The organism is Ligilactobacillus sp. LYQ135 (assembly GCF_053711055.1).
On the sequence record NZ_JBSJYT010000001.1, the window covers coordinates 294,715 to 319,356 of the forward strand.

Sequence of the window (24,642 nt, forward strand, 5' to 3'; positions counted from 1 at the left end):
AGCACACTCTTTTTAAGAGGACTGTAAAATATCCTTATAAGGGAGTAAAAATATCAAAATAAAAAAGATGCGATTATCAATCGCATCTTCTAGTTCAAATTTTCAACTTCCCTACAAGGAACTCCACTGGCAATTTTATTAGCTGAAATATCCTTAGTCACAACACTACCACTTTCAATAATAGTGTTATCACCAATGGTAATTCCAGGTAAAATGGTTACGTCATTGCCAATACTAACATTATCACCAATCGTAATTGGCTGTTCGCTACACCAATGATTAGCTCTTTTTTCAGGATCTAATGCATGATTGGAGGTATACATTCCAACATTACTTCCAATATTAACATTGTCGCCAATGGTGATAACATTACAATCAATCATTTTAACATCATTACCAATAATTAAGTTCTTACCAGAATAAAGATTAAAACCAAATTCAGTAATAAAGTTATACTCAATTTGAGCATTTTCATCCATTTTGCCAAACAATTCTTTTAAAAGATTCAAATCTTGGCTCCGGTTATATTCACGACATATATAAAAGGCATAATTACGGGCTTTTTCAATCAAGGGATCATAATCATAATAAAGTTTACCTGAATTTGTAATTGCTTTAACATGCTCAATTTCTTCTAATGTTAATTTTTGATGCGTATTTAAATCCATCTGCTCACATCCTTTAGTAACATTATAACTAATGGTTTCATGTGAAACAAAAACTAATCAGCTTCTTCATCTACTCTTTCGTCAAATTCATTTAATGGAATCATTGTCTTTTTTTATGGTTACTCCAATACAATGCAGCAATAAATAGTACTGCAATCCAAACCACTGAAACCAACATTGGAATTTCTGTTTGTGGTAAGAAAACAAGTAAACCAAGAAGGGCTACAAAAAATACAATTGAAATCCAATCAGTAAATGGATAACCAGGCATCTTAAATTTAAGTGGCTTAACACTTGCATCTTTTTTGACTGCTTGGCGGTATTTCAAATGACAAATTAAAATCGAAATCCATACAAAAATGAAATTAATTGCCGCTACACTTGCGATAATGTCAAATACTTTATTAGGAATTACATAGTTTAAAATCACTACTACTAATAAAATAAATGAAGAAAAGTGCAATGCATTGTTAGGAACCGCTGATGAACTTAATTTCATAAATCTTTTAGATGCATGTCCAGCTTTTGCCAACGAATAAAGTGAACGACTTGTACTGAAAAGTGCACTATTGGTTGCTGAAATTGTCGCAATGATCACAACAATATTTAAAATTGTAGCAGCTCCAGCAATCCCAGCACCTGAAAAGACTTGGACAAATGGACTTGAAGATGTTGTAATCTTATTCCAAGGATAAACTGTCATAATTGCTAGCATTGAACCAATATAAAATAATCCAATTCGTACTGGTAAACTGTTAATTGACTTAGGAATATCGACCATTGGATCCTTAGTTTCACCTGCAGTCAATCCAACCATTTCAATACCTGCAAAGGCAAAGGCAATCATTTGAAATGATTGAATAAATCCAATTGCTCCTGTTGGAAAGAAGCCATGGTAAGCAAACAAATTTTTGAATGATGCTACTGATGAACCAACTTTAGCATGCGTTGTTACTAAAAATAAACTTACGCCAATCAATGCTAAAATTGCTAAAATTTTTACCATTGAAAGTAAACTTTCTAGTTCACCAAAAACACCAACATCAATCATATTAGCCAATAATAAACAAACTAAAATAACAAGTGGTGGAATCCATTGAGGTAAATGTGGAAACCAGTATTTAAAATAAATTCCAGAAGCAGTTAAATCCGCCATTGCAGAAGCAAGGAAACATCCCCAATACATCCAACCTACAACAAAAGCAAATTTTTCTCCTAAGTACTCTTCCATAAAATCAATAAAGGAATGTTTGCTTAAGTCAGATACTAATAATTCACCTAAAGCTCTCATCATAAAAAATGAGAAGATTCCAAAAACTAAATATGCAAGAATTACTGAAGGTCCTGCGCTTCGAATAGCAGATCCAGAACCTAAAAATAATCCAGTTCCAATTGCTCCACCAATTGCAATCATCATTACATGACGACTTTTTAGCGAGCGCGATAACGTTAATTTCTCATTGTCACTTTCATTCATCAAATCTCTCCTTTTAAGTAGTTACATTAATTCTAAATTACATTTAAATTAAAATCAAATTAGAGATAATCTTATAATCGAAAATGAACGAATATTTGTCGTCTTAAATTCTAATCTATATTTAAAATTTTGGTGTTTTAACAACTTATTATTCTATATTCACTTAAGATGTTTAGTTCATCCAATAATTTTATTATCAAATTCTAATATTCTAACTTTTTTTGCACTCTTTTTTTCGTAGTGCGCTATAATAATTTCAACAAATTATTTTGAGGAGATTTTAATGAGAGATTTAGCTGCCAAAATTAATGCGTTCACTAAAGATTACCAAGTATTTAACAGTCAAACCGATATAATGCATCTTGCTCACCAATATGCACTCACTAAGTGCCATCAATATAATGAAACTGTTAATCAAAACCAAGGCTATCATGAAAAGTTGTTAACATCGTTATTTAAAAAATGTGGTAGTGATTTGTATATTGAACCTAATTTTTATTGCGAATTTGGATTTAATATTGAACTTGGCAATGAGGTTTTTTTGAATCATGATTGTATTTTGCAAGATTTTGCTCCCATTACAATTGGTAATCAGGCTAACATTGCTCCTAAAGTTGGATTTTATACCGCTGCTCCACCTAAAAAAGCTAATCGCAAACAACATGACTTAATTGCACGGCCAATCACACTTGAAAACAATGTATGGATTGGTGGCAATACCGCTATTTTAGGAGGAGTTACAATTGGTAAAAACTCAATCATTGGAGCTGGAAGTGTAGTTACTAATGATATTCCTGCTAATTCTATTGCAGTTGGTAATCCTGCTAAAGTTATTAAAAAATTAGATTAGTGTTTCATGTAAAACAAAATTAAATACATAATAAACAGATTAAGATGGTGCTAGAAAATTTGATCCGATGAAATCTTGTTTTCTATCACTTTTTCTTTGCGTTAAAGTGATAAATGAAGTTGACATGTCATAGGCTTTTTTGACACTTGATATCGCATAATAAAATGGCAACATCATTTGAATATGCAAAACAATTAGACAAATCAATTGCACGTGCCTTTCCCTTTTTAACACATGTCTTTTTAGTGTTGGTGGAATTGGCAAATTAAATTTATATCCTAATATTACATTTATTCCTTTTGAAAATTATTTTCGCGCTGATCATGAACTTGCTTGGCGCAAAAATTCACATTATTTCGCTGCTATTAAAACGTTTATCGATTTTATTAAAGAGCACGTTTAATTTGTTCTTTTAGTTCCATTGCGACTTTATGAACTTTTGGGATATTATTAATTACTAATAGAAACCTTACATATAGCAATCCACACAATCGTCGCTTCGCTATTACCCACTTTAATTTCTTTTTTAGTATGAGCATAAATGAAACTAACTTGAAAATTCCTGTTCTTCTAATGAAAGAGATTCACGTTGATAGAAATCTTCTCAAAAAAGTGATCTGTAAGATGATCTGCAACAAAAATCACTTACATGCTCTAGTAGATTTGATAATAATTTACGAATTTCAGTTCCATAAAGTTTCTTTTGTACATTCTTACTAGATTGAGGATCATTTTGTTTTGGAATAAATTCTTTTGTGGATAAAGCTTGATGCGCTGTCTTCAATGCAGCTTTTGTACGTCCAATGCCACCAATGGAGTCAAGCTATTAAATTACTTCCAAAATTTTTTCTTGAGATACTCCATTTTGTAAGACTTTTCAACGTATTGTGGCAATTGATCAATTAATCCTTGAAATGTAGAAATCACAATTGGCAATAAACTTTGAATTTCTTTTGAAACAGAAGTATCTTTGAAAGCTTTTAAATAATTCTCAAAAATTTGATTAAATTGCTGATCTTTTTTTCTATAGTTATACTCCTTTAGCCCAATTCTTCAAACTTTGGAAGTTTCATTTGGACGTAATTTTTATATTGATTGATTTGCTTGTTCATTTCAGTTTCATCCATTCGCATTATATTTTTCATTACAATATGTATAAATCAAAATATGCTACGCATGCCTATTTAATTATAATGGAAGTCATAATTGTAGTTTCAGTCTCATGGTTAACATTTAAAGTTGTCCACTATTCGAATCAACTTTCCAAAATCATCTTGGTAGGAATCATTAGTGGACTATCAAAAATTTTGTCGGGTTTTCTTCGTTACTTAATTGAAGGTTTAGTGGTCGGCATGCAAGGAAATAAACTAATCGCCATCGCGGTTTTATCCATGCCAGCAAGTGTTGTTACTGGAATTGCAATGTCTGTAACTGTTCCTTTATTTTTTGTAATTTTAAATAAGGTAATGAAAATTGTAGTCGTAACTAATTAAGGTGACAAAAAACTGCGACTTACGTCGCAGTTTTTTACTAATTTTTTGTGTTTTCTAAAATTCCATGTAAGACAAAATCACCATAATATTTAAGTCCATTTTCATTTGGATGGACATTATCTTCATAGAACCAATCAGTTTTTCCATTAGAGTAATTATACCAATCTAATACGTGTAAATTTGAATACTGTTTAGTTGCATTACTCAAAGTATCATTAACTTGGTTTTGCCATGAACGAGTTGGCACATGCACATTCAACCAGTAAACTTGACGTTTGGGTCCAATGATATCCATGATTTGTTTTAAATCATCATCTTTGATTTCCCCATTGGTTCCTAAACTTAAAAGAACATTAGGTGCCAGTTGATTTTTATTTTTCAAATCTTGCAAAATTGCAGGTGCATCTTTAGCCTGACGACCTACTTTAGCATCAATATACATTTGCGGAAATTCCTTTTGCAATGTTTCCGCAGCATCTGCCATTACTGAATCTCCTACACCGGTAAGGGACATTGATTGTGCCACTTTTTGTCCTGCAGCAGTCACTTTACCATTTTTATCAATCAGCTTTGCTTGAGAACTTTGACTTGTTGATGCTTGTGATTTACTTTGATTTTTTAACTTAGCATTATGTTTTTTAACTACTTGTTGATTAGCTGCAATTTTTTGTTGTAGTTGTTCGCCTTGAACAGTTGACTTGTTATTCGCCTTAGGTTGTACAAGTGCGCCATATGAAGCAATTCCAAAAATAATTACTGCACTTGCAACCATAATTTGCATTTTGCGCATTTGCGGATTTCTTTGAAAAATTAACCGCAATTTTTTAAAAGCATTCTTAAAATTAGTACGACGTAACGGATATTCAATGAACCGATATGAAAATTCACTAATCAATAAAATAATTGTGATTTCAATGATTGCATTGATCCATGGATGATCACCAACATTTTTAACTGCAGATTCATAAAAAACCATTACTGGATACTGATAAATATAAATTCCATAACTTCTTTTCCCAATCCAAGTAAATAATTTATTTGTCATCAATCGGTTCAAATCCGCTCCAGGATGAGCTACCGTTGCTACAAAAAACATTGAGATGATTGAAAAAAGTAACATTCCACCCCGATAAACAAATGGATCTTCACCACTCATCGTCATAAACATCACTAAAATTAAGAAAAGTGCACTCACTCCGACTACATCTAAGGTAATTCGATGAGATTTTTCTAAATTCTTTTTTAAACGCACACTTGGCCAAATAAATGCTAGTGCTGCACCTAAAAGAATTGAAAACATCCGCGTATCAGTTCCATAGTATACTCGCGAAGGATCATTTCCTGGGTGATATAATCCTGCCATTAACAATGCCGAAAAAGCTGCAGCTACTAAAACTCCTAACCCAATTTTCTTTTTATCCTTGACTAATTTAAGTGCAAGCAACAACACAATTGGCCAAATAAAGTAAAATTGTCCTTCAATTGAAAGTGACCATAAGTGAGTAAATGGACTAGGCGTTCCAAATTTATCAAAATATGATTGATGATGCATAATTTCATACCAATTATACACATATGTCAAATTGGTCGTAATCACTGCCCGAATATGCGTCAATAAAGAGCGTTGGAACAATGTAATATATGCAGTTGTTGTAAAAATCATTGCTACTAAAGCAGGATAAAGACGATGAATTCTTCTTTGATAAAAGCCTTTAATACTAATGTCATTATTTTGATTCCATTCTTGCAACAATAAATCTGTGATTAAGTATCCTGAAACTACAAAAAAGATGGGAACTCCTAAAAAGCCACCTTGCATACTTGTTGGTAAAAGGTGATAACAAATAACACCGATAACCGCTAAGGCGCGAATGCCATCAAACCCCGTAATATACCGACTACTCTTCAACCTTTTGCTCATCTTAATATACTTCCCTTTTAAAATTTGATACCTCTACAATAGCACGTTCTTCCAGGAATTACATTATCTTTTCTTAATTAAATTTACTTTGATTTACTCACTAATAGTACAAAAAGAAGTTGTGACAAAACACTAGAAACGGGTATGCTGTAAGAAAAAATCCGAACGAATCACGCAGTAAAGATTCGGAGAATTTTGAACTTACAGGCATGCCCGTTTGTTTTGGAACACGATTATACGAATATAGAAATAGAGGCTGGACTTACGTCACAGCCTCTAGACTAATCATTTTAACTATTATTTTGTTAATAAAACATGCAATCCAGCAGCTAAAATACCACCAACAATTGGACCAACCATTGGAACCCATGCATATTTCCAGTTAGCATTTCCTTTATTTGGAACTGGTAAAATTGTATATGCTAACCGTGGACCCCAATCACGTGCTGGGTTTACGGCAAATCCAGTTGTTCCACCTAAAGCCATTCCGATTGCTGTAATAATCAAACCAACAATCAATGGTTTTAAGCCTTGAGTAAAGTTTCCAAGATTTAAAAGTGTAAAGATAAAAATAAATGAAGCAATCATTTCACTTAAAAAGTTGAAAACTGGATTGTTAATTGCAGGTGCAGTTGCAAACACACCAACTGAGTTACCTTCATTTTCACTTCGAGTTGCTTTAAATTGTGGGTAGTATTGCACTAATACAATTGCAGCCCCAACAAATGCACCTAAAAATTCACCTGCTAAGTAAGGTAAAACTTCATTCCATGGGAATAAGCCACAAATTGCTGTTCCTAATGTAATTGCTGGATTAATAAATCCTTCTGAACCAAGTGTTCCAGCTACATATACACCGAATGTAATTCCTAATCCCCATCCAAGTGAGATAAATAACCAGCTTTGACCGCGGTTATATGTGTCTTTTAAATTAACACCTGCCCCAACACCGCAACCAATTGCTGTTAAAATCATTGTTCCAAAGAACTCTGCGATAAATCCTTGCATGATTTACCCTCCCATATTGAAAATAATAAAATTTACAATCTATGTTAAAAGATTGAAAGCATTTTTCACAGCCACTGAAAATTATAACTGTTTATTTTCAAAAATACGAATGATTTTCTTTAATTTTAAAAAAGATTAATATCCCATTCTGAATATATGCTAAAATAGCATTAGCATTTTGAAAGAGGTTATTTTATGAGTTTTACAATTTACTTAGCACGACATGGACAAACTATTTTAAACAAATATCGGCGTTTACAAGGATGGTGCGATTCTCCGCTGACTGATCAAGGAGTCAAAGATGCACAAATTGCTGGTGAACACTTGCAAAATGTCTCTTTTAATGCCGCATATGCTTCTGATACTTTAAGAGCAATTCGCACAGGTGAAGAAATTTTAAAACAAAATCAAAATGATACTCCTAATTTAAAAACAATTCCTTATTTCCGTGAACAAGGATTTGGCTATTTTGAAGGAAGCGATTCTGGTCATACATGGGTAATGGCAGGTGCACCACATGGAGCAAACACCTATTATCAAATTTTAGATCAACATGGAGCAAGTGCAACTCGAGACTTTCTTCATGAAGCTGATCCATTCGGCGATGCAGAAGATGAAAAAACTTTCCAAACACGAATTTCAGAAGGATTTGAATATTTAAAACAACATCATCATAATGGTGAAAATATTTTGCTTGTAAGTCATAGTTTAACAATTCGGACAATTGTTGATCGCTTTGCACCCGAATATGATGCACCTAACAATGGCCCTAAAAATGGTTCAGTTACTAAATTAACAGTTATTGATGATGGTCAAATCTTAGTTGACTACTACAATCATTTTATGGATGGAGAAAAATACTAAAAAATCTGCAGTTAAACTGCAGATTTTTTTATTAGCCAAACATTTTAACTAGCGTTTTTCCAATGCCATCATGATTATTATCATCAAGTGAGATCATATTAGTCGCCTTTTTGATTTCATCACGTGCATTTTTCATTGCTACTGCGGTTCCCGCAACGTTAAACATTGAAAGATCATTTTCTTCATCTCCAAAAGCAATTACATCTTCTAAATCAATTTTTAGCTTTTGAGCAAGTGCTTGCACCGCATTTCCTTTACTTACATTTTTAGGTAAAAATTCAAGGAAAATTGGACCACTGCGGACAATTTGGTACCTATCAAAATATTCAGCTGGAATTTCTTCAATTTTCTTTGAAATCACATCAGGATGGTCAGTCCATAAATACTTTTGAACATTTTCATTTTCCAAAAATTCATAACCAGAAACTTGGTAAAAATTTAGCCGACTGTCTTTGCGATCAACGTCAGCATATACTGACATATCACCATTAACAACATAGGCATTACTTTTACTAGTAACAACTTCGCCATTAACATTTAATTGGCGTGCTAATTGATCCAGTTGAATCGTTTCTTCATCCGTTAAGTAATTTGCAGCAACCGAGTTTAATTTTTCTAGTGAATATACATTTCCCCCATTAAATGCAATTGCATACTGATTTTTTCTGCCCCATAAATCAAGCTCTTTTAAATATGGCTCTAATCCCGTAATAGCACGACCAGAGCAAAGAACAATTTTAAATCCTTCATTACTTAATTTCTTTAGTTCATGTTTAGTTTGAGGCATAATTTCCTTTTGATCATTGATCAAAGTTGCATCAATATCAATTGCAATTAACTTTGTTTTCATAATAAATCCCCTTCCGCTTTGTAAGCGTTTTATAAATTTTATTATATCTAATAAACAAAAAAAGACAAGAAGCATTCATCTTCTTGCCCTTTAAATTTAATAAAGATTTACTTAGCTACATTGTCAATTGCTTTTGCAACCGCATCTTTTTCAGCTTCAACTAAGTTAACTTTACCTTCAATGACTTTAATGTCCATTTGAATTTCACGTGTTAATCCTGGAGTATTAACTTTTGGTTCAAAGAATTGTTTGAATTCTTTATAACGTTCTTGCGTATAGAATGTATTAGCAGTATATGTGATGTAAGTATGGAATTCCATATCACCACCAACAGTCTTAGACATCCAATCCCAGTTATTTCGCATCCAATCCCAAGCTGCTTGTTGGCCATCATTGTTTTGAAGCAAACCAACATACCATTCACGTAAGTCTTGCGGTTTAATTGTATCTGCATTCTTAAATTGATCAAGAAGTTCTTCAATGAAATGCTTATCTGAAGTTGCAGTTAAAGCTGTACAAATATCACGTTGATACATTCCATCACTTGTCTTGCGATATTCATTTAATAAAGTATTATACAAATCTTCATTACCATAGTTAATAACTTCGCTCATCATTACATATGGTCGTACACTTGCAGGAATTGTGGCAATCTCATTTTTATGTGCATTAAACATTTCATGAGCTGCTTTAATTGCCTTTTCGTTTTTAGCATATAATGCTGCTTTTACAATTGTTGGCCGCCCTAATATTGCATCATTATCATCATTGTCTTTAGCTTCAATTCCTAAGCGTTCAAATTTCTTTTCACTTAATTCATTAACAAACTTCTTCAAGTTCTTCTCATCATCAGAACCTGGTTTGACAAACTTCTTCAAATCATCTGCGATAGCAAATAAGGCATCATTTACAATGTATGAAGAACTATTATCAAAGTGACTCATTAATGGAATTAAATCAGCATAAGAAACATCACGTCCTTGTGCTAACAAATGCATGTCTTGTAATAATTCACGTTGACTAATTGAATCTAATTCATCAAGATGAGCTAAAATATCGTCAAGTAAAGTTTGATCATATTTCACAATAAAGTGTGAGTTATTATCAATATTTAAAACAAATGGTTTATTGTCATTTTGATTCTTCAACTCTTCATAATTGCCTAAATCAAGAGTTTTTTCCTTCATAATAGCAGGAACTGTCTTGTAATTACTATTTAAAGGAATTTGCCATTGCCGTCCTTTATCTTGACCTTCACCAATAAAGAATTGCTTTTGTGATAATTGTAAATTACCATCAACAATCTTAGCAGTTACTACTGGATAACCTGGTTGATTCAACCATGATTTCATAATTGAACTTACATCAATACCAGATGCATCACCTAATGCTTTCCATAAATCATCACCAACTGCATTGCCATATTTATGTGCTTCAAAGTAGTTCTTTAAGCCCTTGCGTAAAGCATCGTCACCGATTAATGAGCGGACCATTACAAGCATTCTTGAACCTTTAGCATAAACAATCGCAGCATCAAAAATTGCATCAATATCAGCGGGATCTTCGACTTCAACGTGAACGGGTTGAACTCCATCAATCGCATCCCGATTCAATGCCATTGGAACTTCTTTTTCTTGGAAGACTTCCCACATATGCCATTCAGGATGAATTGCATCACTTGAAACGTATTCCATCATATTGGCAAAACTTTCATTTAGCCATAAATCATCCCACCACTTCATTGTAACTAAATCACCAAACCATTGGTGTGCTAGTTCATGCGTAATATCAGTGGCATTGTGTTGCTTAACACTTAATGAAGCATTTTTTGGATCTAATGTTAAAAAGGCTTCACGATATGTGATCAAGCCCCAATTTTCCATTGCACCAGCAGAAAAGTCTGGTAAGCCCAATTGCCATGAATGTGGCAATGGATATGGAGTTTCATAGTATTTTTCGTAAAATTCAATTGCATTCTTTGCAATGTCTAATGCAAAATCAAGTTCATCTTCCTTGTGAGCTGGAGATGCATATACTCCGATTTTAATTCCATCATCAGTTGTTGTTTGTTTGCTGACCATTTCACCAAAGGCAAAGGCAATCAAGTATGAAGACATGCGCTTGGTCGTTTCAAAATAATGAACATGATTTTCGCATTTCTTTTCTGGCATATTGCCTAAAATTATTTCGCCTGGCTTTTCATCAAATTTAATGGCCATGTCAAACGTTGCTTTAGCTTCCGGCTCGTCAACGCAGGGAAAGGCTTGCCGGGCTGCAGTACTTTCAAATTGAGTTCCAATAATTTGCTTCTTTTTGCCGTTAACTTCATAATATGATGGATAAATTCCCATCATTGTATCAGTTAATTTAGCATTGAACTCAATTTCTAAAGTTGTTTTTCCCGTTTGGTCAAGTTCAATTTGAATGGCTTCAGCGCCTTCATCAACTTGGTATGAAACTGCTTGTCCGTTTGCTTTAACTGATATAATGTTCATATATTTTTCGTTGATCCCAATCTTTGAACTGACCGCTTCCCCTGTTACTGTGACTTTGCCAGAGAAAACTTTTTTTTCGCGATTAATATCTAAGAAAATATCATAATGCTTTGGTTTAAAAAAATTATACAAATGTTCTTTTTTTGTCATTTTTTTCACCCCTGTAATAATAAACCAATTACTTTCCAACCAACTATGTTGAGTATAGGTCATCTGGTTTCATTTTTAAAGTAAAGATAGCTAACTAGAATGCAATTCTTCTATGCCCTGTAAAATTACCTAATTTTATATCAAAAATTGATTTACCACTAAAAAATACATAGCTATAATTGTTAATATTTTTTAATGGGATTCCTTAAACATTCAGCTATTTAAATTTCAACCAATCGAGTCCGTCATTTGATAATCAATTAATCGATTTAACTCAACCGCATATTCCATTGGTAATTGTTTCGTAAAAGGTTCAATAAATCCCATGACAATCATTTCAGTTGCTTTTCTTTCAGATAATCCGCGGCTTGTTAAATAATATAATTGCTCTTCGGATATTTTTGAAACTTTAGCTTCATGTTCAATGGTAACATCACCATTTAAATTTTCATTGTACGGTAATGTGTTACTTGATGATTTATCATCCATGATAATCGTATCGCACTCGATATGGCTAAAAGAACCTTGCGAATTTTTACCAAATCGGACAGTTCCGCGATAATTTGTTTCACCTCCGTCTTTACATAAAGATTTGGAGATAATTGAGGATGAAGTATTCGGAGCATTGTGAATCATCTTTGCTCCGGTATCTAAAATAATGCCGTTACCTTGTAAATCTTTTCCGGCAAATGCAATTGATAACATCGTTCCGCGAGCATTTGCACCATCCAAGTAAACACTCGGATATTTCATCGTCACTTTTGAACCTAAATTACCATCGATCCATTCCATTGTTGCATTTTCCATTGCTCGTGCACGCTTAGTTTCAAGACTGTAAACATTGTCAGACCAATTTTGAATAGTAGTGTAACGACAAGAAGCATTCTTAAGAACGTTTACTTCAACAACGGCTGCATGTAAACTATCTTTAGAATAATTTGGAGCGGTACAGCCCTCCACGTAATTTACGCTTGCGTTTTCATCAACGATAATTAATGTCCGTTCAAATTGTCCAGAGTTACCGGCATTAATTCTAAAATAGCTTTGAATCGGAATCTTGCACTGGACATTTTGAGGAACATAAATAAAGGTTCCTCCTGACCAAACAGCTGAATTTAGTGCTGCTAATTTATTATCTGAAGGTGGAATTAAATTTCCCCAATATTTCCTCGCCAATTCAGGATACTTTTGGATTGCTGAGTCCATATCCGTAAAAATCACACCTTGCTCTTGTAACTCTTTTTGGATATTATGGTAGACCGCTTCAGATTCATATTGAGCTGATGATCCTGCTAAGTATTTGCGTTCAGCTTGCGGAACTCCCAGTTTATCGAATGTTTCTTTGATTTGATCGGGGACGTCTTCCCACTTTCGTGCAACTTTTGAAGTGTCTTTTCGAAAATAATTGATCTTTTCAAAATCTAATCCTGATAAGTCAGGACCAAAATCGGGCATCGGCATTCTTTGATAAGTTTCATAAGCTTTTAAGCGAAAGTCAAGCATCCACTGGGGTTCGTGTTTAATTTTAGAAATCATCTTTATTGTATCCTCTGAAAGCCCCGCTCCGGTCGTATATAATGGAACAACTTTATCTTTAAATCCATAAGGATACTTTTCTCCTAATTTAAGTTCTTGATCCATTTTTTTCTCCTTCAAAGCACGCCTTTAATCCACTCCATGGCAACAAGACACACTTAACACGAATTGGAAATTGAGTAACATTTTTAAACACGCTTGCTTCTCCTAAATCAGCCCAATCTTGCTTGGCTTGTAAATTTGTTACCATCTCAAAAAAAGTTTGAATCGTTTTTTGAGCTGTTGCTATTTGGCAATTTGTAATCAATTCCGTCATCATTGAAGCAGATGCTTTGCATAAAAAGCATCCATCGCCATAAAAAGAAATTTGACGAATACGGTTCTTTTTTACCTTAATGTTTACGATAATATCATCGCCGCAAGTAGAATTAAAAACTCGTTTTTCAGCAGTTTTAGCATTCAACATTCCGTAATTCCGCGGTTTCAATGCGTGTTCAATAATAATCGATTGATATAATTCATTTAATGCTTCATTATCCATAAACTTCAAAAAACTCCCTTGTTTGATCGATTTTTTTTACAAATTCATCAATCTCTTGCTTAGTGTTATAAAAATATACGCTTGCCCGACATGTCCCGGTGATCCCTAATCGTTTCATCAGAGGAATTGCACAATGATGTCCAGTACGGATGGCAACGTTTTGGACATCTAATACCGTTGCAACATCATGCGCATGAACTTTGTTAATGTTAAAAGATACAATTCCGATTCGCGACTGTTGGGGTGATGCATAAATCTGTAACCCTTGAAGTTGCTGCATTTTAGTCAAAAGATAGTCAGTCAATTCCTTTTCGCGATAGTATATATTCTCCATTCCAAGATGTTCTAAATAATCAATTGCTACTCCTAATCCAATTACGCCTGCAATATTAGGTGTCCCGCCTTCAAAGCACCATGGAACTTCGCGCAAAATCATTTCTGATTTAGCAACGTCATCAATCATTCCTCCACCATAGGTTTGCGGTTCTAAATCTTGAAGAAGAGCTTTTCTTCCCCAAAGTACACCGACCCCGGTTGGTCCAAGCATCTTATGTCCGGAAAAGGCAATGAAATCAGCATCCCATTCACGAACATCAAGTGGCATACTAGGAGCGGCCTGAGCCGCGTCAACCAAAATAAGAGCATTTTTTTGATGAGCAATTTTTGAGATTTCCTTAATTGGATTAATTGTTCCTAATACATTGGATACCGCTGCGACTGCTATAAGTCTTGTTTTATTACTAATTTTATCTTTCAAATCAGCAATATCTAACATATAATTACGATCAAAATCAACAAATTTAAGTTTTGCTCCGGTTTTTTTGGCAATCGACTGCCATGGAAGTAAATTACTGTGATGTTCCATAGTCGTAACAATAATTTCATCACCTGCAGATAATTGCTTTAGAAAAAAACCGTTGGCTACCCAATTAATTGCTTCAGTCGTTCCGGCTGTAAAAATTACTTCCCGCTCAGAATCAGCATGAATAAATTTTGCAACCTTTTGACGGACATTTTCATATTGCACCGTAATTCGATCCGCTAATGTATATGCTCCTCGGTGGACATTAACATTTTCATTTTGATAGTAATCATTTAATTTCTGAATGACCGTCTGTGGTTTTTGTGTTGTAGCTGCATTGTCAAGATAAACCATTTTTTGATGATTCGTAAAAAAGGGAAAATCACACCGAACTTTTTCAAAATTACAATTCATCTTGAATCCTCTTTTCAATTTGCTGATATAAAATTTTACGAATTTGTTTTGCTGGAATTTGTTGAATAATCGGGTTTAAAAATGAACAGATCAACATTCGCTGAGCTGTCTGGGATGTCAATCCTCTGCTCATAAGATAATATATTTTATTGACATCAATTTTACCAATGCTTGCCGCGTGGGCTGCCTGAACATCATTTTCATCAATTAGCAAAATTGGATTGGCACCTCCGCTGGCTTGAGGCGACAGCATCAGCAAGCGATTTTCTTGTTGGAGATTTGTTCCATGAGCACCTTTTTTGATCTTACCGATTCCATTAAAAACAATCCGTGCACGCTTTAAAACAATTGCCCGTTGTAACATCTTAGCAACCGTATTAGGCCGTTTACATATCACCTTTGTATTGAATCCTTGAACTTGCCTTTGACTAGCAAGCGTAATAACCTTTAAGTCGCATTGGGCGCCTTTTTCATTTAAAACAACATCACTTTCATTAATGTTGTTTTCGGAATTAAATGCCTCGACATTCCAAAATAATTGCGCATCTTGTTGCACATCGATCCGCTGCTTAAAATATGTAGTTGTATTTTGTAAATTTTGAATAGTACTTAGATGTAATGTTGCATTAGAAGCTACTGCAATTTCTTCAATAATTTTTCCGCTGTTTAATTCCGAATTTAAACTCTCAAAACTTTCAACCACCGATACAGAACTTTCATCATCAACTAGCATTACTAATCGATAATTTAATGACGTTGTTTGACAAACATTGATTTCAAGCGGGGCTGAAAGTGAAATCCCTTTGGGAATATAAATAAATAATCCGCAATCATAATGCTGATAGTTTTCAGCAACCAAATCATTTTCATCACTTGTAATAATCCGCCCCTGAATTTGTTGCGCTAAACTCGTCGGATCGCGCAAAGCTGCACGTAAATTTTGAATAACAATCCCTTTAGATAGCAACTCATTATAATTTTTAACCTCAACTTGGTTAACATTCCCCTTAATTTGCTTACCTGTAAAATTCCAATGTGAAAAATTAACCTTTTCAATTTCAGGTAATTTTCTTTTCTTTTTTTGATGATCTTTACTCAACATTCTCATCAATTCCTTGTTCATTAGTAAATTGGGCATACCCCGTTTTTTCAAGCTCTTTAACTAATTCAAAAGATCCTGTTTGAACGATTCGACCATTTACCATAATATGTACAACATCTGGTTTAATATAATTCAAAAGCCTTTGATAATGCGTAATCATCAATGCACTAAAATGGCTTGAACGCATTTGATTTACTCCTTGAGCTACTAATTTCAATGCGTCAATATCTAATCCTGAATCAATTTCGTCTAAAATTGCTAATTCTGGGTCAAGCATCATCAACTGCAAGATCTCATTGCATTTCTTTTCACCGCCAGAAAAGCCTTCGTTTAATCCCCGATTCAACATCTCTTCTGAAATATTCAAAAATGATGCGGTGGTTCTCAATTTTCGAATAAATTCCAAGACATTAATTTTTCCTTTCCGTGCGCCAACTGCTTCTTTGATAAAGTCGCTATTTTTAACCCCTGGAATTTCAACTGGGTATTGCATTGCCAGAAAAATTCCATGGCGAGCGCGCTTATCAATCGGCCAATTATTAATTGGAATATCATCGATTAAAATTTCACCATTTATAATCTGATAATGAGAATTTCCCATAATGGTTTCTGAGAGGGTTGATTTACCAGTACCATTAGGTCCCATAATCGCATGGATTTCACCAGCATTAATTTCTAAATTAACGCCTTTCAGAATTCGTTTGCCCTCAACTTCAACTTCCAAATTTTTAACTTTTAACTTTTTCATTATTTCCCCCGTTATTTGACTAATTTTGACCAAATATGAATTTGATTATCCTCTAATGATTTTTGAACATCAATAATTCGTTGATTCGAACTACCGCGAAACTGTAATGTTAAATCCTTTTGACTTTCAAGAAAACGCCCATCAACTAATATATCAATCAAAGACAACAGCTCTAATTTGTCCATTGATTCTTTCATTAATTCTTCCCATGTATAGCCAGTCCATGACCATATGTCTTTTTGATTGCCAAATGCTTTTCGAATTCGTTTAGCTAATCGTAAAGTAACCTGTGTATTTAAAAAAGGTTCACCGCCTAAAAAAGTAATCCCTTGAACGTAAGGTTGCGCTAAATCTTTGATAATTTGATCTTCTAAATCTTGATCATATACCTGACCGTAATGGAAACTTTGAGCAGCTTTGTTATAGCAACCAGGACACATAAATTTGCATCCGCTGACGTATAAACTGCAACGAACTCCTTCACCATCAACCATGTTAAATGGTTTATAATCTGCAATTCGCATTTCACTCAAATCACTTGCCAGCCATTCCTGCGGTTGCGGATTGTTTGGTAATCTTTTAGTTTTCATTTTGTTCCTCCTCTAAAAGACTCTTTCGATCGCTTTGCATGTTAATCGCATGATCGGCAACTTCTTTGGCCATTGAATCGGTCATATTTTTATGCCGGGCGGCAATTTCTTGATGCCTTCCATGGATCATTGGTCGTTGAAGAGGATTGCCTAAATAGCCGCATGTTCGTTTAACACAGTCACATGTTTGAGGATCATGATTTCCGCATTTAGGACATTGGAACCCTCTGGCAGTTGCTTCAAATTCGCCTTCAAATCCGCATTTATAACATTTATCAATTGGCGTATTCGTTCCTAAATAGCCGATTTTATCGTATGACCAATCCCAAACGGCTTCCAGTGCTTTCGGATTTTGCTTTAAATTTGGATACTCGCAATAATGAATGAATCCAGCAGTCGCGTAATGCGGATAATCCATTTCAAATGTTAATTTTTCAAATGGACTTGGATGCTTGCGTACGTCATAGTGAAAACTATTTGTATAATATTCTTTATCAGTAACATCTTTTACTTTGCCAAATCTTTTAATATCTAACTGACAAAAACGATCAGTGAGTGATTCACTTGGGGTTGAATATACACTAAAATGATATCCATACTGTTGAGCCCATTTTTGACAATGTTCATTTAAAGTTCGCACAACTTTGACCGTAAAATCATGGGCTTCTTGATTATGTTCCCAATTCGGACCAAAAAAGACGGTTCCAACTTCATATAATCCAATATAGCCTAATGAAACGGTAGCACGATCATGATTATAAAATTTGTCAACACTTTCATTGGGTTTAGCTTTCATCCCGAATGCTCCATATTGATATAAAATTGGTGCGTTTTGTGGTTTAGCATCATTGACAATGCGATGAATTCGAAATAACAATGCATCTCTAGCTAATTGCAATCGTTCTTCTAAAATTTCCCAAAACAATTCCTGATCGCCCTTTGATTCAAGGGCAATTCGAGGAAGATTTAAAGTGACAACCCCCATATTTGCTCGACCGTCATTTACTTCTTTTCCGTTTTCATCGACCCATTTAGGTAAGAAAGACCGGCACCCCATCGGAGATTTAAAGTTTCCAGTAATGTCAACAATTGTTTTATAGTTTAAAATATCTGGATACATACGTTTTGAAGCACATTCAATTGCTAATTGTTTAATATCATAATTAGGATCTTCAGGCGCATAATTGATTCCTTTTTTGATTGCTAATAACAATTTAGGGAAAATTGCTGTTCGATGATTCTTACCTAAACCATCAATTCTAACCTGAAGAATGGCCTTTTGAATTTCTCGACAGATCCATGAAGTTCCTAATCCAAAGCCCACCGAAGTAAATGGCGTTTGTCCATTTGTTGTAAACAAAGTATTAATTTCATATTCAAGCGCCTGCATTGAGTCGTAAATGTCTTTAATTGTCCGTTTTTTAGCAAATTTTTCAGCTTGTTCATGTGAATTTATCAATTCCTGAGCCTCAGTAAGATGCTTCTGATAATTTTTTGCTGCATATGGTTCTAATAATGTATCGATATGATCAACCGTGCATCCACCATATTGTTGACTTGATACACTTGCAATCACTTGGGTGATTTGCGCAACGGCCGTTTGAATTGATTTAGGTTCCTCAACTTCAGCATTCCCCATTTTAAATCCGTCACGAAACATTGTTTCAAAATCAATCAAACAGCAATTGCTGTATGCTTCAAGTGGTGAATAATCCAAATCGTGAAAATGAATGTCTCCCTTTAAATGTGCCTTTGCAATATGTTCTGGCATCATTGTAAGTCCTTTAGTTTTTCCAATCGTCCCTGCAATCAAATCTCGCCGAGTACTAAATAATTTACTATCTTTATTGGCATTTTCGTGAACCAAGCGTGCATCTTCGCCAATTAATCGATTTAACCGTTTAATTGGATCGATTTGTTCTTTGAATTCAACTTCCCGCTGATGTTTATAAGCCAAATATTGGTCAACGGCATTTTGATGATTAAATTCAGTTAATACATTTAAGAATATCTTTTCAACTTCAGCCGATAATATTTTTTCTAAATTAGTAATTTTTGATGAAAAGCGTTCTTCAAGCTGTTCTTTGGAATCTTCAAGCCCTAATTTTTCAATCAAAAAATCAATTTTATAAAACTCAAACGGCATTTCATAGCCATCCCTTTTTACACACTTTTTTGGTAATTTAAATTGTTTGATCATTTTCATTCGCTTTCCCTCCTTGACTGAAATTTTACCACATGTATACCACATATTGTATATAAATTTTTTATTAACCCCATATATAGAAGGCGAAATTGACTACCATGACAAGCTGTTCGATCAATTTTTTTGATTTTATTGATCTTTTTGAAAAAAATTAAAAAAAGAGACTATGACAAACGTCAAGTCTCTTGTATATTTTTTATTTATCTATTGTAAACCCTAAGTTATGCTTCTTGCTCAAGATTTCTAATTTCACAAAAAAAAGTCTTTTCAAAGATAGTATAAGAATAATAACATGATTACATAAATAAAAAATAAATATAATAGTATATATACAGAACTCATGAATAACAGATAATAAATCCAATAGCTGCCCAAGCATTAATCCATACCTGTTTCTTTATTACTACTAACAAATACCATTAAAGTATACAAGACAACCAAGAAAATTGCTCCCATAACACAAATCTCTAATCCATTAAGCAAATCAATTAACTACATTAATAGTGTCATTCCAATCATGAGAAAGCTAATTATAATTTAAATTCACAAACAGTATTATGAAGAACATGAGATGTAATAAACGAAATAAATGTGTCCTAGCAATTTTATTGTCCTTTTAATGTCCCCATTTTATTTGAAAGTTTAATGAATTAAAATATGCCAAATCAACTGTTTTAACTACTCTTTGTTGATCAAAGATCGGCTTATAACAGCTAATATGCATTCATATTTAAGTTCAATTCTACAAAGTTTTAGAAAATACCATCTCATTACGATTTAATTTTCTTATTAAAGATTATAAATAAGCTACTCTGCCAATTTCGCAGCATATTCAATATCATGATCATCAAGATATTTTTCAATTTGACCAATTGTAATCATCGGAATTTGATACTTTTCAGCTAATTTATGTAGTGAATCACGTCGTGCCATCTTTCCATCTTCATTTAAGATTTCAATAATAACAGCTACTGGTTCTTCTCCAGCAATGTAAGCCAAATCAACAGCTGCTTCTGTATGTCCATTTCGCTCTCTAATTCCTTTATCTTGTGAAATAAGTGGTTGAATATGTCCTGGATGATTAAATTGATCTGGTCTAGATTGGGGGTCAGCAATCTTTCTTATGGTAGCTGCACGATCATATGCAGATACTCCCGTAGTTACTCCAGTTGATTCAAATGTTGCATCAGTCGTGACCATGAAAGGTGTCTCATTAGGATCTGAACTGTTTTCTACCATTACATTAAATCCTAGTCTTTTAGCTATTTTCGAACTAATTGGCACACACATTAATCCATTAGCAATCTTCAACATTTTATATACAATCTCTGGTGTTATTTGATTGCCAAAAGCAACTAAATCACCCTCATTTTCTCTTGATTCATTATCTGCTAAGATAATAAATTTTCCTTCTTTCAAAAATTGAATAGCACTTTCAACAGTATTTTCCATTTCTTTACAACTCCTCTCTATATTTTAAATTTTAACATACATTTAGCAAAACCAAAGCGCAAATTATATACTTTTAACAAAGCAAACGCTATAAAAGATTCTAAATATATATAAAAAAACAAAAAACACGAACTATAGTTATTAAAAGATCCTATAAAAATTAATCGTTTTTATAGCAATCCATTGTGACTTAAGTTCTAATTATTAAGTATAAAAATAAACTAAAATTGTACAATAAGTATTTGTTTAATAGATTCTCAAAAATGAATATATAATTAAACCACTTAGTTTATCTATTTTCCATGTCCTCATACAATAAATTTATTTAGCACTAAAAAATTAAACAATATTGGTATAAAAAGTATTTATTACCCATTCACTAACCAATAATATGCACAACTAAAGAAAGAGAAATAATAATTGAAAATTTCAAAACAAGGGGAGGATCATTATATATAACATCCTTTCCACGCGAAAACTTATAAAGGATAGCTGATAAAAAATTTGAAAAGAAAATAAACTGAAAATCTATCCTAATTATAAAAAGACCGCTATCATAAAGAAATATGACACAATTACAGTTGAGAATTTAAAGATATCTTCTAATATAGTTAAAAATCATCATCTATAAAGTTGAACATCAAACATGATATGAATTTGACAATTTAAGTCAAAGCCAATATTAGCAAAGCAAAAATAAACTTGTTATAATTGTCAACGTTTTCATAATCGTGTATAAATACCGCACAAAATATCTTAAGCAACAGGTTAACATCTATGTAGATGCCAATTAGGCTAGAACTATCCTTGGCAAAATAGACTGACCACTATTTTCAAACATATGATAACAATGTTCTTAATGATTTATTAGTATTGGTGTAGCTCATAAAGCTGTAAGTTGTAAATTTATAAAAAATAAAATATGCCTCATTTTTACTTGTTCTTCCAAAAATTTTGATATAATATCAAAAGTGATTAACATTTTGTTAAAAAATTAATAAATATATAATGTTTTTTCGCTTTCACTAGTCGATTTTATAGAATATCCTATATAATATATAGGAAAAACAATTTTAAATTTAAAATAAAAGAAGCATTGTGTCTTCAAAATATCAAGATTTTTGACAAGTGCTTTTCTCATTTGAGGATAATTACTAAAAACTATGAAGAAGAAAATAATTTACTGGATCAAAAAAATATTTTTAATCTGCACTTTCATGGTTGGAATTGTTTTTATCTTCAATCGCCCAATTACCAATTATTTAATCGAAGATTTTCATCCTGTTATTTTTCGTACCGGTGAAGCTAAGCAAAAAAAAGCTCCGTATAAATGGGATGATGTTAAACCTATAAATCTCTTTACAGTGATCAAAGCCCGGTTATTTCATCCAGAAATTCAAGTTGTGGGTGGAATTTACAACGAAAAATTAGGACTAAACGTACCAATTTCAAATGGTGTTGATAGCACCATTTATTCTTTGTGTGCCGGAACATTGCATCCTGACGAACAGATGGGAAAAGGTAATTATGCGATTGCTGCACATAATGTTCCAACAAGTAAAGATGCACTTTTTTCACCGTTATATGAAAAAGCCAAAGTCGGCGATGTATTATATGTAACTGACTTCAATAAGGTTTATAGTTATAAAATATATTCAAAATCAACAATTTCTGAACATGACCAAGGGATCTTAACTCCTTCAAAGGAACCTAAGCTAACCTTGATTACTTGTGAAGATACAAATAATTCAAAACGAGTAGTTTTCCAGGCAAAACTAACTAAAACAAGTTCATATAATAATATATCTAATTCAACCCGAGCATTTTTAAGCGAAAAATATGCAGTCAAAGATTCTCGGTGGGATACTATTCATTTAAGAATGTTCAATTTTAGTAATAAAAATGAACATTGAGAAGCTATGTTTAATGAATAAATTAGACGTAGCTTTTTTTATTTGTTCTATTATATTAAATAAACAATTTATAAGTTATTTATTCATCTTTAACGATAATTTTTATTTTTTATATAAATTATCCAAAATAACTATTAACAATTCTGCTTTATTTTGTATAATCATATAAAACAGTTCTTTATAATATATTTTTCTAACTATATTTAATTTTTTGTAAAATCTATTAAAATATTGTTCAATAACACACATATTGCGTCAAAATTTAAATATTTCGTTAATTTTTTTAAAGACTTTTTGCAAGAAGTTTAATTTTTCTTTACTATTTATTCAGTGAGTAAAGATTAGGGAGGGAATTTTTTATGATTGGTGCATTTGAAATGTACTATCCAGTAGTAATGTCGTTTATTTGGATAATTGGAACACTTTTCTTCCAATATACTGAGCATCGTATTAAAAAACATGGACATACTCTTGAAGATCCGCCTGCTGTCGATGTTTTCGTTGCTTGTTATAACGAAGAAGATACAATTGCTGAAACTGTTGATTCATTGGAACAACAAACTTATTCAAATATGCAAATCGTTTTAATTGACGATAAAAGTTCTGATAATACCTTACAAATTTTATACCAATTAAAACAAAAATATGAAAACATTACTGTTATTGCTCAAAAGCAAAATCAAGGTAAAGCAATGGCTTTAAATACTGCCATGAAACAAAGTAAAGCAAAATACATTTTATGTACCGATGCAGATGCTACATTTGAACCTGAAGCATTACTTCATTTAGTAGAAACTTGTGAACGGGATCCAAAATATGCTGCCGTAACGGGAAGACCATTAATTAAAAACGTTACAAATATTATTACTGCTTTGCAATTCCTTGAATATCTTACAAATATTGATTTTATTAAACGTTCACAATCGTTTTTTACAAGTCGTTTATACACAGTTTCTGGAGTATTAACTTTATTTAGAACTTCTGCTGTGCGTGATGTTGGTGGTTGGGATCAACAAGCCATGACTGAAGATATCGATGTTACTTGGCGTTTATATGAAAAAGGATATTTAGTTAAATACCAACCACAATCAATTTGTTATATCTATGGTCCTGGAACTGTACGCGGATTTGTTCATCAACGGATTCGGTGGGCTCGTGGTGGAATTGAAGTTTTCACTAAACACTTTAAGAAGATTCCACAAATGGCTTGGAATCAACGACTTTTAGCAGTTGACATGTCTGCTAGTTACTTTTGGATCTTTTCAGTATCTTTTTCATTTGTAATTATTTTTTTCCAATATATATTTGAAAAAAATCTGACTTTAAATATTGATATTATGATCACCTACTATTTGATTACACTAGTATTTTATACAATCGCAAGAATCCTTAACTATGGTGATTCCCGGATTAAATATCCATTTAAAATCATGCTTTGTTTGCCTCTTTTCTTCTATTTTTACTGGTTGAACAACATTATCGTCACCTTTGTTGGTTTTTATCATGTATTTGATACTATGCAATTTGCCGCATGGGGTGATTCAGATCGGGGGTTGTAATTC

Annotated in this window: 19 protein-coding genes; 5 read left to right on the forward strand and 14 right to left on the reverse strand. The window is 32.9% G+C overall.

Annotated features, from left to right (window positions below; translation table 11 throughout):
- Positions 1–89: 89 nt before the first annotated feature.
- Together ACWCL1_RS01355 and ACWCL1_RS01360 are read right to left on the reverse strand one after the other, a co-directional pair.
- Positions 90–668, reverse strand: a complete 579-nt coding sequence (locus tag ACWCL1_RS01355) for a sugar O-acetyltransferase (RefSeq protein WP_454545129.1) — start codon at positions 666–668, stop codon at positions 90–92.
- Positions 669–768: 100 nt separating this feature from the next.
- Entirely contained in the window at positions 769–2,145 is a 1,377-nt protein-coding gene (locus tag ACWCL1_RS01360) for an amino acid permease (RefSeq protein ID WP_454545130.1), read from the reverse strand.
- A 283-nt stretch (positions 2,146–2,428) separates the two neighbouring features.
- Here ACWCL1_RS01360 and ACWCL1_RS01365 point away from each other — a divergent pair, with 283 nt between their 5' ends.
- Positions 2,429–2,995, forward strand: a complete 567-nt coding sequence (locus ACWCL1_RS01365) for a sugar O-acetyltransferase (RefSeq protein ID WP_454545131.1) — start codon at positions 2,429–2,431, stop codon at positions 2,993–2,995.
- A gap of 1,073 nt (positions 2,996–4,068) precedes the next feature.
- Positions 4,069–4,488 (forward strand): hypothetical protein, encoded by a 420-nt coding sequence (locus tag ACWCL1_RS01370; protein WP_454545132.1) that lies wholly within the window; start codon positions 4,069–4,071, stop codon positions 4,486–4,488.
- Positions 4,489–4,525: 37 nt separating this feature from the next.
- On the opposite strand, the gene ACWCL1_RS01375 is transcribed toward ACWCL1_RS01370, so the two are convergent.
- Together ACWCL1_RS01375 and ACWCL1_RS01380 are read right to left on the reverse strand one after the other, a co-directional pair.
- Positions 4,526–6,409, reverse strand: coding sequence for an acyltransferase family protein (locus ACWCL1_RS01375; protein WP_454545133.1), 1,884 nt, complete (start codon positions 6,407–6,409; stop codon positions 4,526–4,528).
- Between the two features lie 297 nt (positions 6,410–6,706).
- Entirely contained in the window at positions 6,707–7,417 is a 711-nt protein-coding gene (locus ACWCL1_RS01380) for an MIP/aquaporin family protein (RefSeq protein WP_454545134.1), read from the reverse strand.
- A gap of 195 nt (positions 7,418–7,612) precedes the next feature.
- Here ACWCL1_RS01380 and ACWCL1_RS01385 point away from each other — a divergent pair, with 195 nt between their 5' ends.
- The gene (locus tag ACWCL1_RS01385) at positions 7,613–8,281 is read left to right on the forward strand and encodes a histidine phosphatase family protein (RefSeq protein WP_454545135.1); all 669 of its coding nucleotides are present in this window, start codon (positions 7,613–7,615) and stop codon (positions 8,279–8,281) included.
- A 31-nt stretch (positions 8,282–8,312) separates the two neighbouring features.
- Here the strand turns inward: ACWCL1_RS01385 and ACWCL1_RS01390 are convergent, their stop codons facing one another.
- The 10 genes from ACWCL1_RS01390 to ribB form a co-directional block, all read right to left on the reverse strand.
- Positions 8,313–9,131, reverse strand: coding sequence for a Cof-type HAD-IIB family hydrolase (locus ACWCL1_RS01390; protein ID WP_454545136.1), 819 nt, complete (start codon positions 9,129–9,131; stop codon positions 8,313–8,315).
- A gap of 107 nt (positions 9,132–9,238) precedes the next feature.
- A complete protein-coding gene (locus tag ACWCL1_RS01395) occupies positions 9,239–11,776 on the reverse strand; it encodes a M1 family metallopeptidase (protein WP_454545137.1) in 2,538 nt (845 codons plus the stop codon).
- Between the two features lie 228 nt (positions 11,777–12,004).
- Positions 12,005–13,417 carry a Fe-S cluster assembly protein SufB gene (sufB, locus tag ACWCL1_RS01400; protein ID WP_454545138.1) on the reverse strand — a complete coding sequence of 471 codons (1,413 nt, stop codon included), beginning with the start codon at positions 13,415–13,417 and terminating at the stop codon, positions 12,005–12,007.
- Positions 13,401–13,853, reverse strand: a complete 453-nt coding sequence (sufU, locus tag ACWCL1_RS01405; protein WP_454545139.1) for a Fe-S cluster assembly sulfur transfer protein SufU — start codon at positions 13,851–13,853, stop codon at positions 13,401–13,403. Before sufU ends, sufB begins: the two co-directional genes overlap by 17 nt.
- The gene (locus tag ACWCL1_RS01410) at positions 13,846–15,069 is read right to left on the reverse strand and encodes an aminotransferase class V-fold PLP-dependent enzyme (RefSeq protein WP_454545140.1); all 1,224 of its coding nucleotides are present in this window, start codon (positions 15,067–15,069) and stop codon (positions 13,846–13,848) included. Before ACWCL1_RS01410 ends, sufU begins: the two co-directional genes overlap by 8 nt.
- Positions 15,059–16,171: a Fe-S cluster assembly protein SufD gene (gene sufD, locus ACWCL1_RS01415; RefSeq protein ID WP_454545141.1), complete on the reverse strand. Its 1,113-nt coding sequence runs from the start codon at positions 16,169–16,171 to the stop codon at positions 15,059–15,061. The genes ACWCL1_RS01410 and sufD overlap by 11 nt, the downstream gene beginning before the upstream one ends.
- Positions 16,161–16,919, reverse strand: a complete 759-nt coding sequence (sufC, locus tag ACWCL1_RS01420; RefSeq protein ID WP_454545142.1) for a Fe-S cluster assembly ATPase SufC — start codon at positions 16,917–16,919, stop codon at positions 16,161–16,163. Before sufC ends, sufD begins: the two co-directional genes overlap by 11 nt.
- An 11-nt stretch (positions 16,920–16,930) precedes the next feature.
- A complete protein-coding gene (gene nrdG / locus ACWCL1_RS01425; RefSeq protein WP_454545143.1) occupies positions 16,931–17,509 on the reverse strand; it encodes an anaerobic ribonucleoside-triphosphate reductase activating protein in 579 nt (192 codons plus the stop codon).
- Positions 17,499–19,715: an anaerobic ribonucleoside-triphosphate reductase gene (gene nrdD / locus ACWCL1_RS01430; protein ID WP_454545144.1), complete on the reverse strand. Its 2,217-nt coding sequence runs from the start codon at positions 19,713–19,715 to the stop codon at positions 17,499–17,501. The genes nrdG and nrdD overlap by 11 nt, the downstream gene beginning before the upstream one ends.
- 807 nt (positions 19,716–20,522) lie before the next feature.
- Entirely contained in the window at positions 20,523–21,167 is a 645-nt protein-coding gene (gene ribB / locus ACWCL1_RS01435) for a 3,4-dihydroxy-2-butanone-4-phosphate synthase (RefSeq protein WP_454545145.1), read from the reverse strand.
- A gap of 1,163 nt (positions 21,168–22,330) precedes the next feature.
- Here ribB and ACWCL1_RS01440 point away from each other — a divergent pair.
- Together ACWCL1_RS01440 and ACWCL1_RS01445 are read left to right on the forward strand one after the other, a co-directional pair.
- On the forward strand, positions 22,331–23,080 hold the full coding sequence (locus ACWCL1_RS01440; RefSeq protein WP_454545146.1) for a class A sortase: 750 nt from the start codon (positions 22,331–22,333) through the stop codon (positions 23,078–23,080).
- 359 nt (positions 23,081–23,439) lie between these two features.
- Positions 23,440–24,639: a glycosyltransferase gene (locus ACWCL1_RS01445; RefSeq protein WP_454545147.1), complete on the forward strand. Its 1,200-nt coding sequence runs from the start codon at positions 23,440–23,442 to the stop codon at positions 24,637–24,639.
- Positions 24,640–24,642 lie beyond the last annotated feature (3 nt).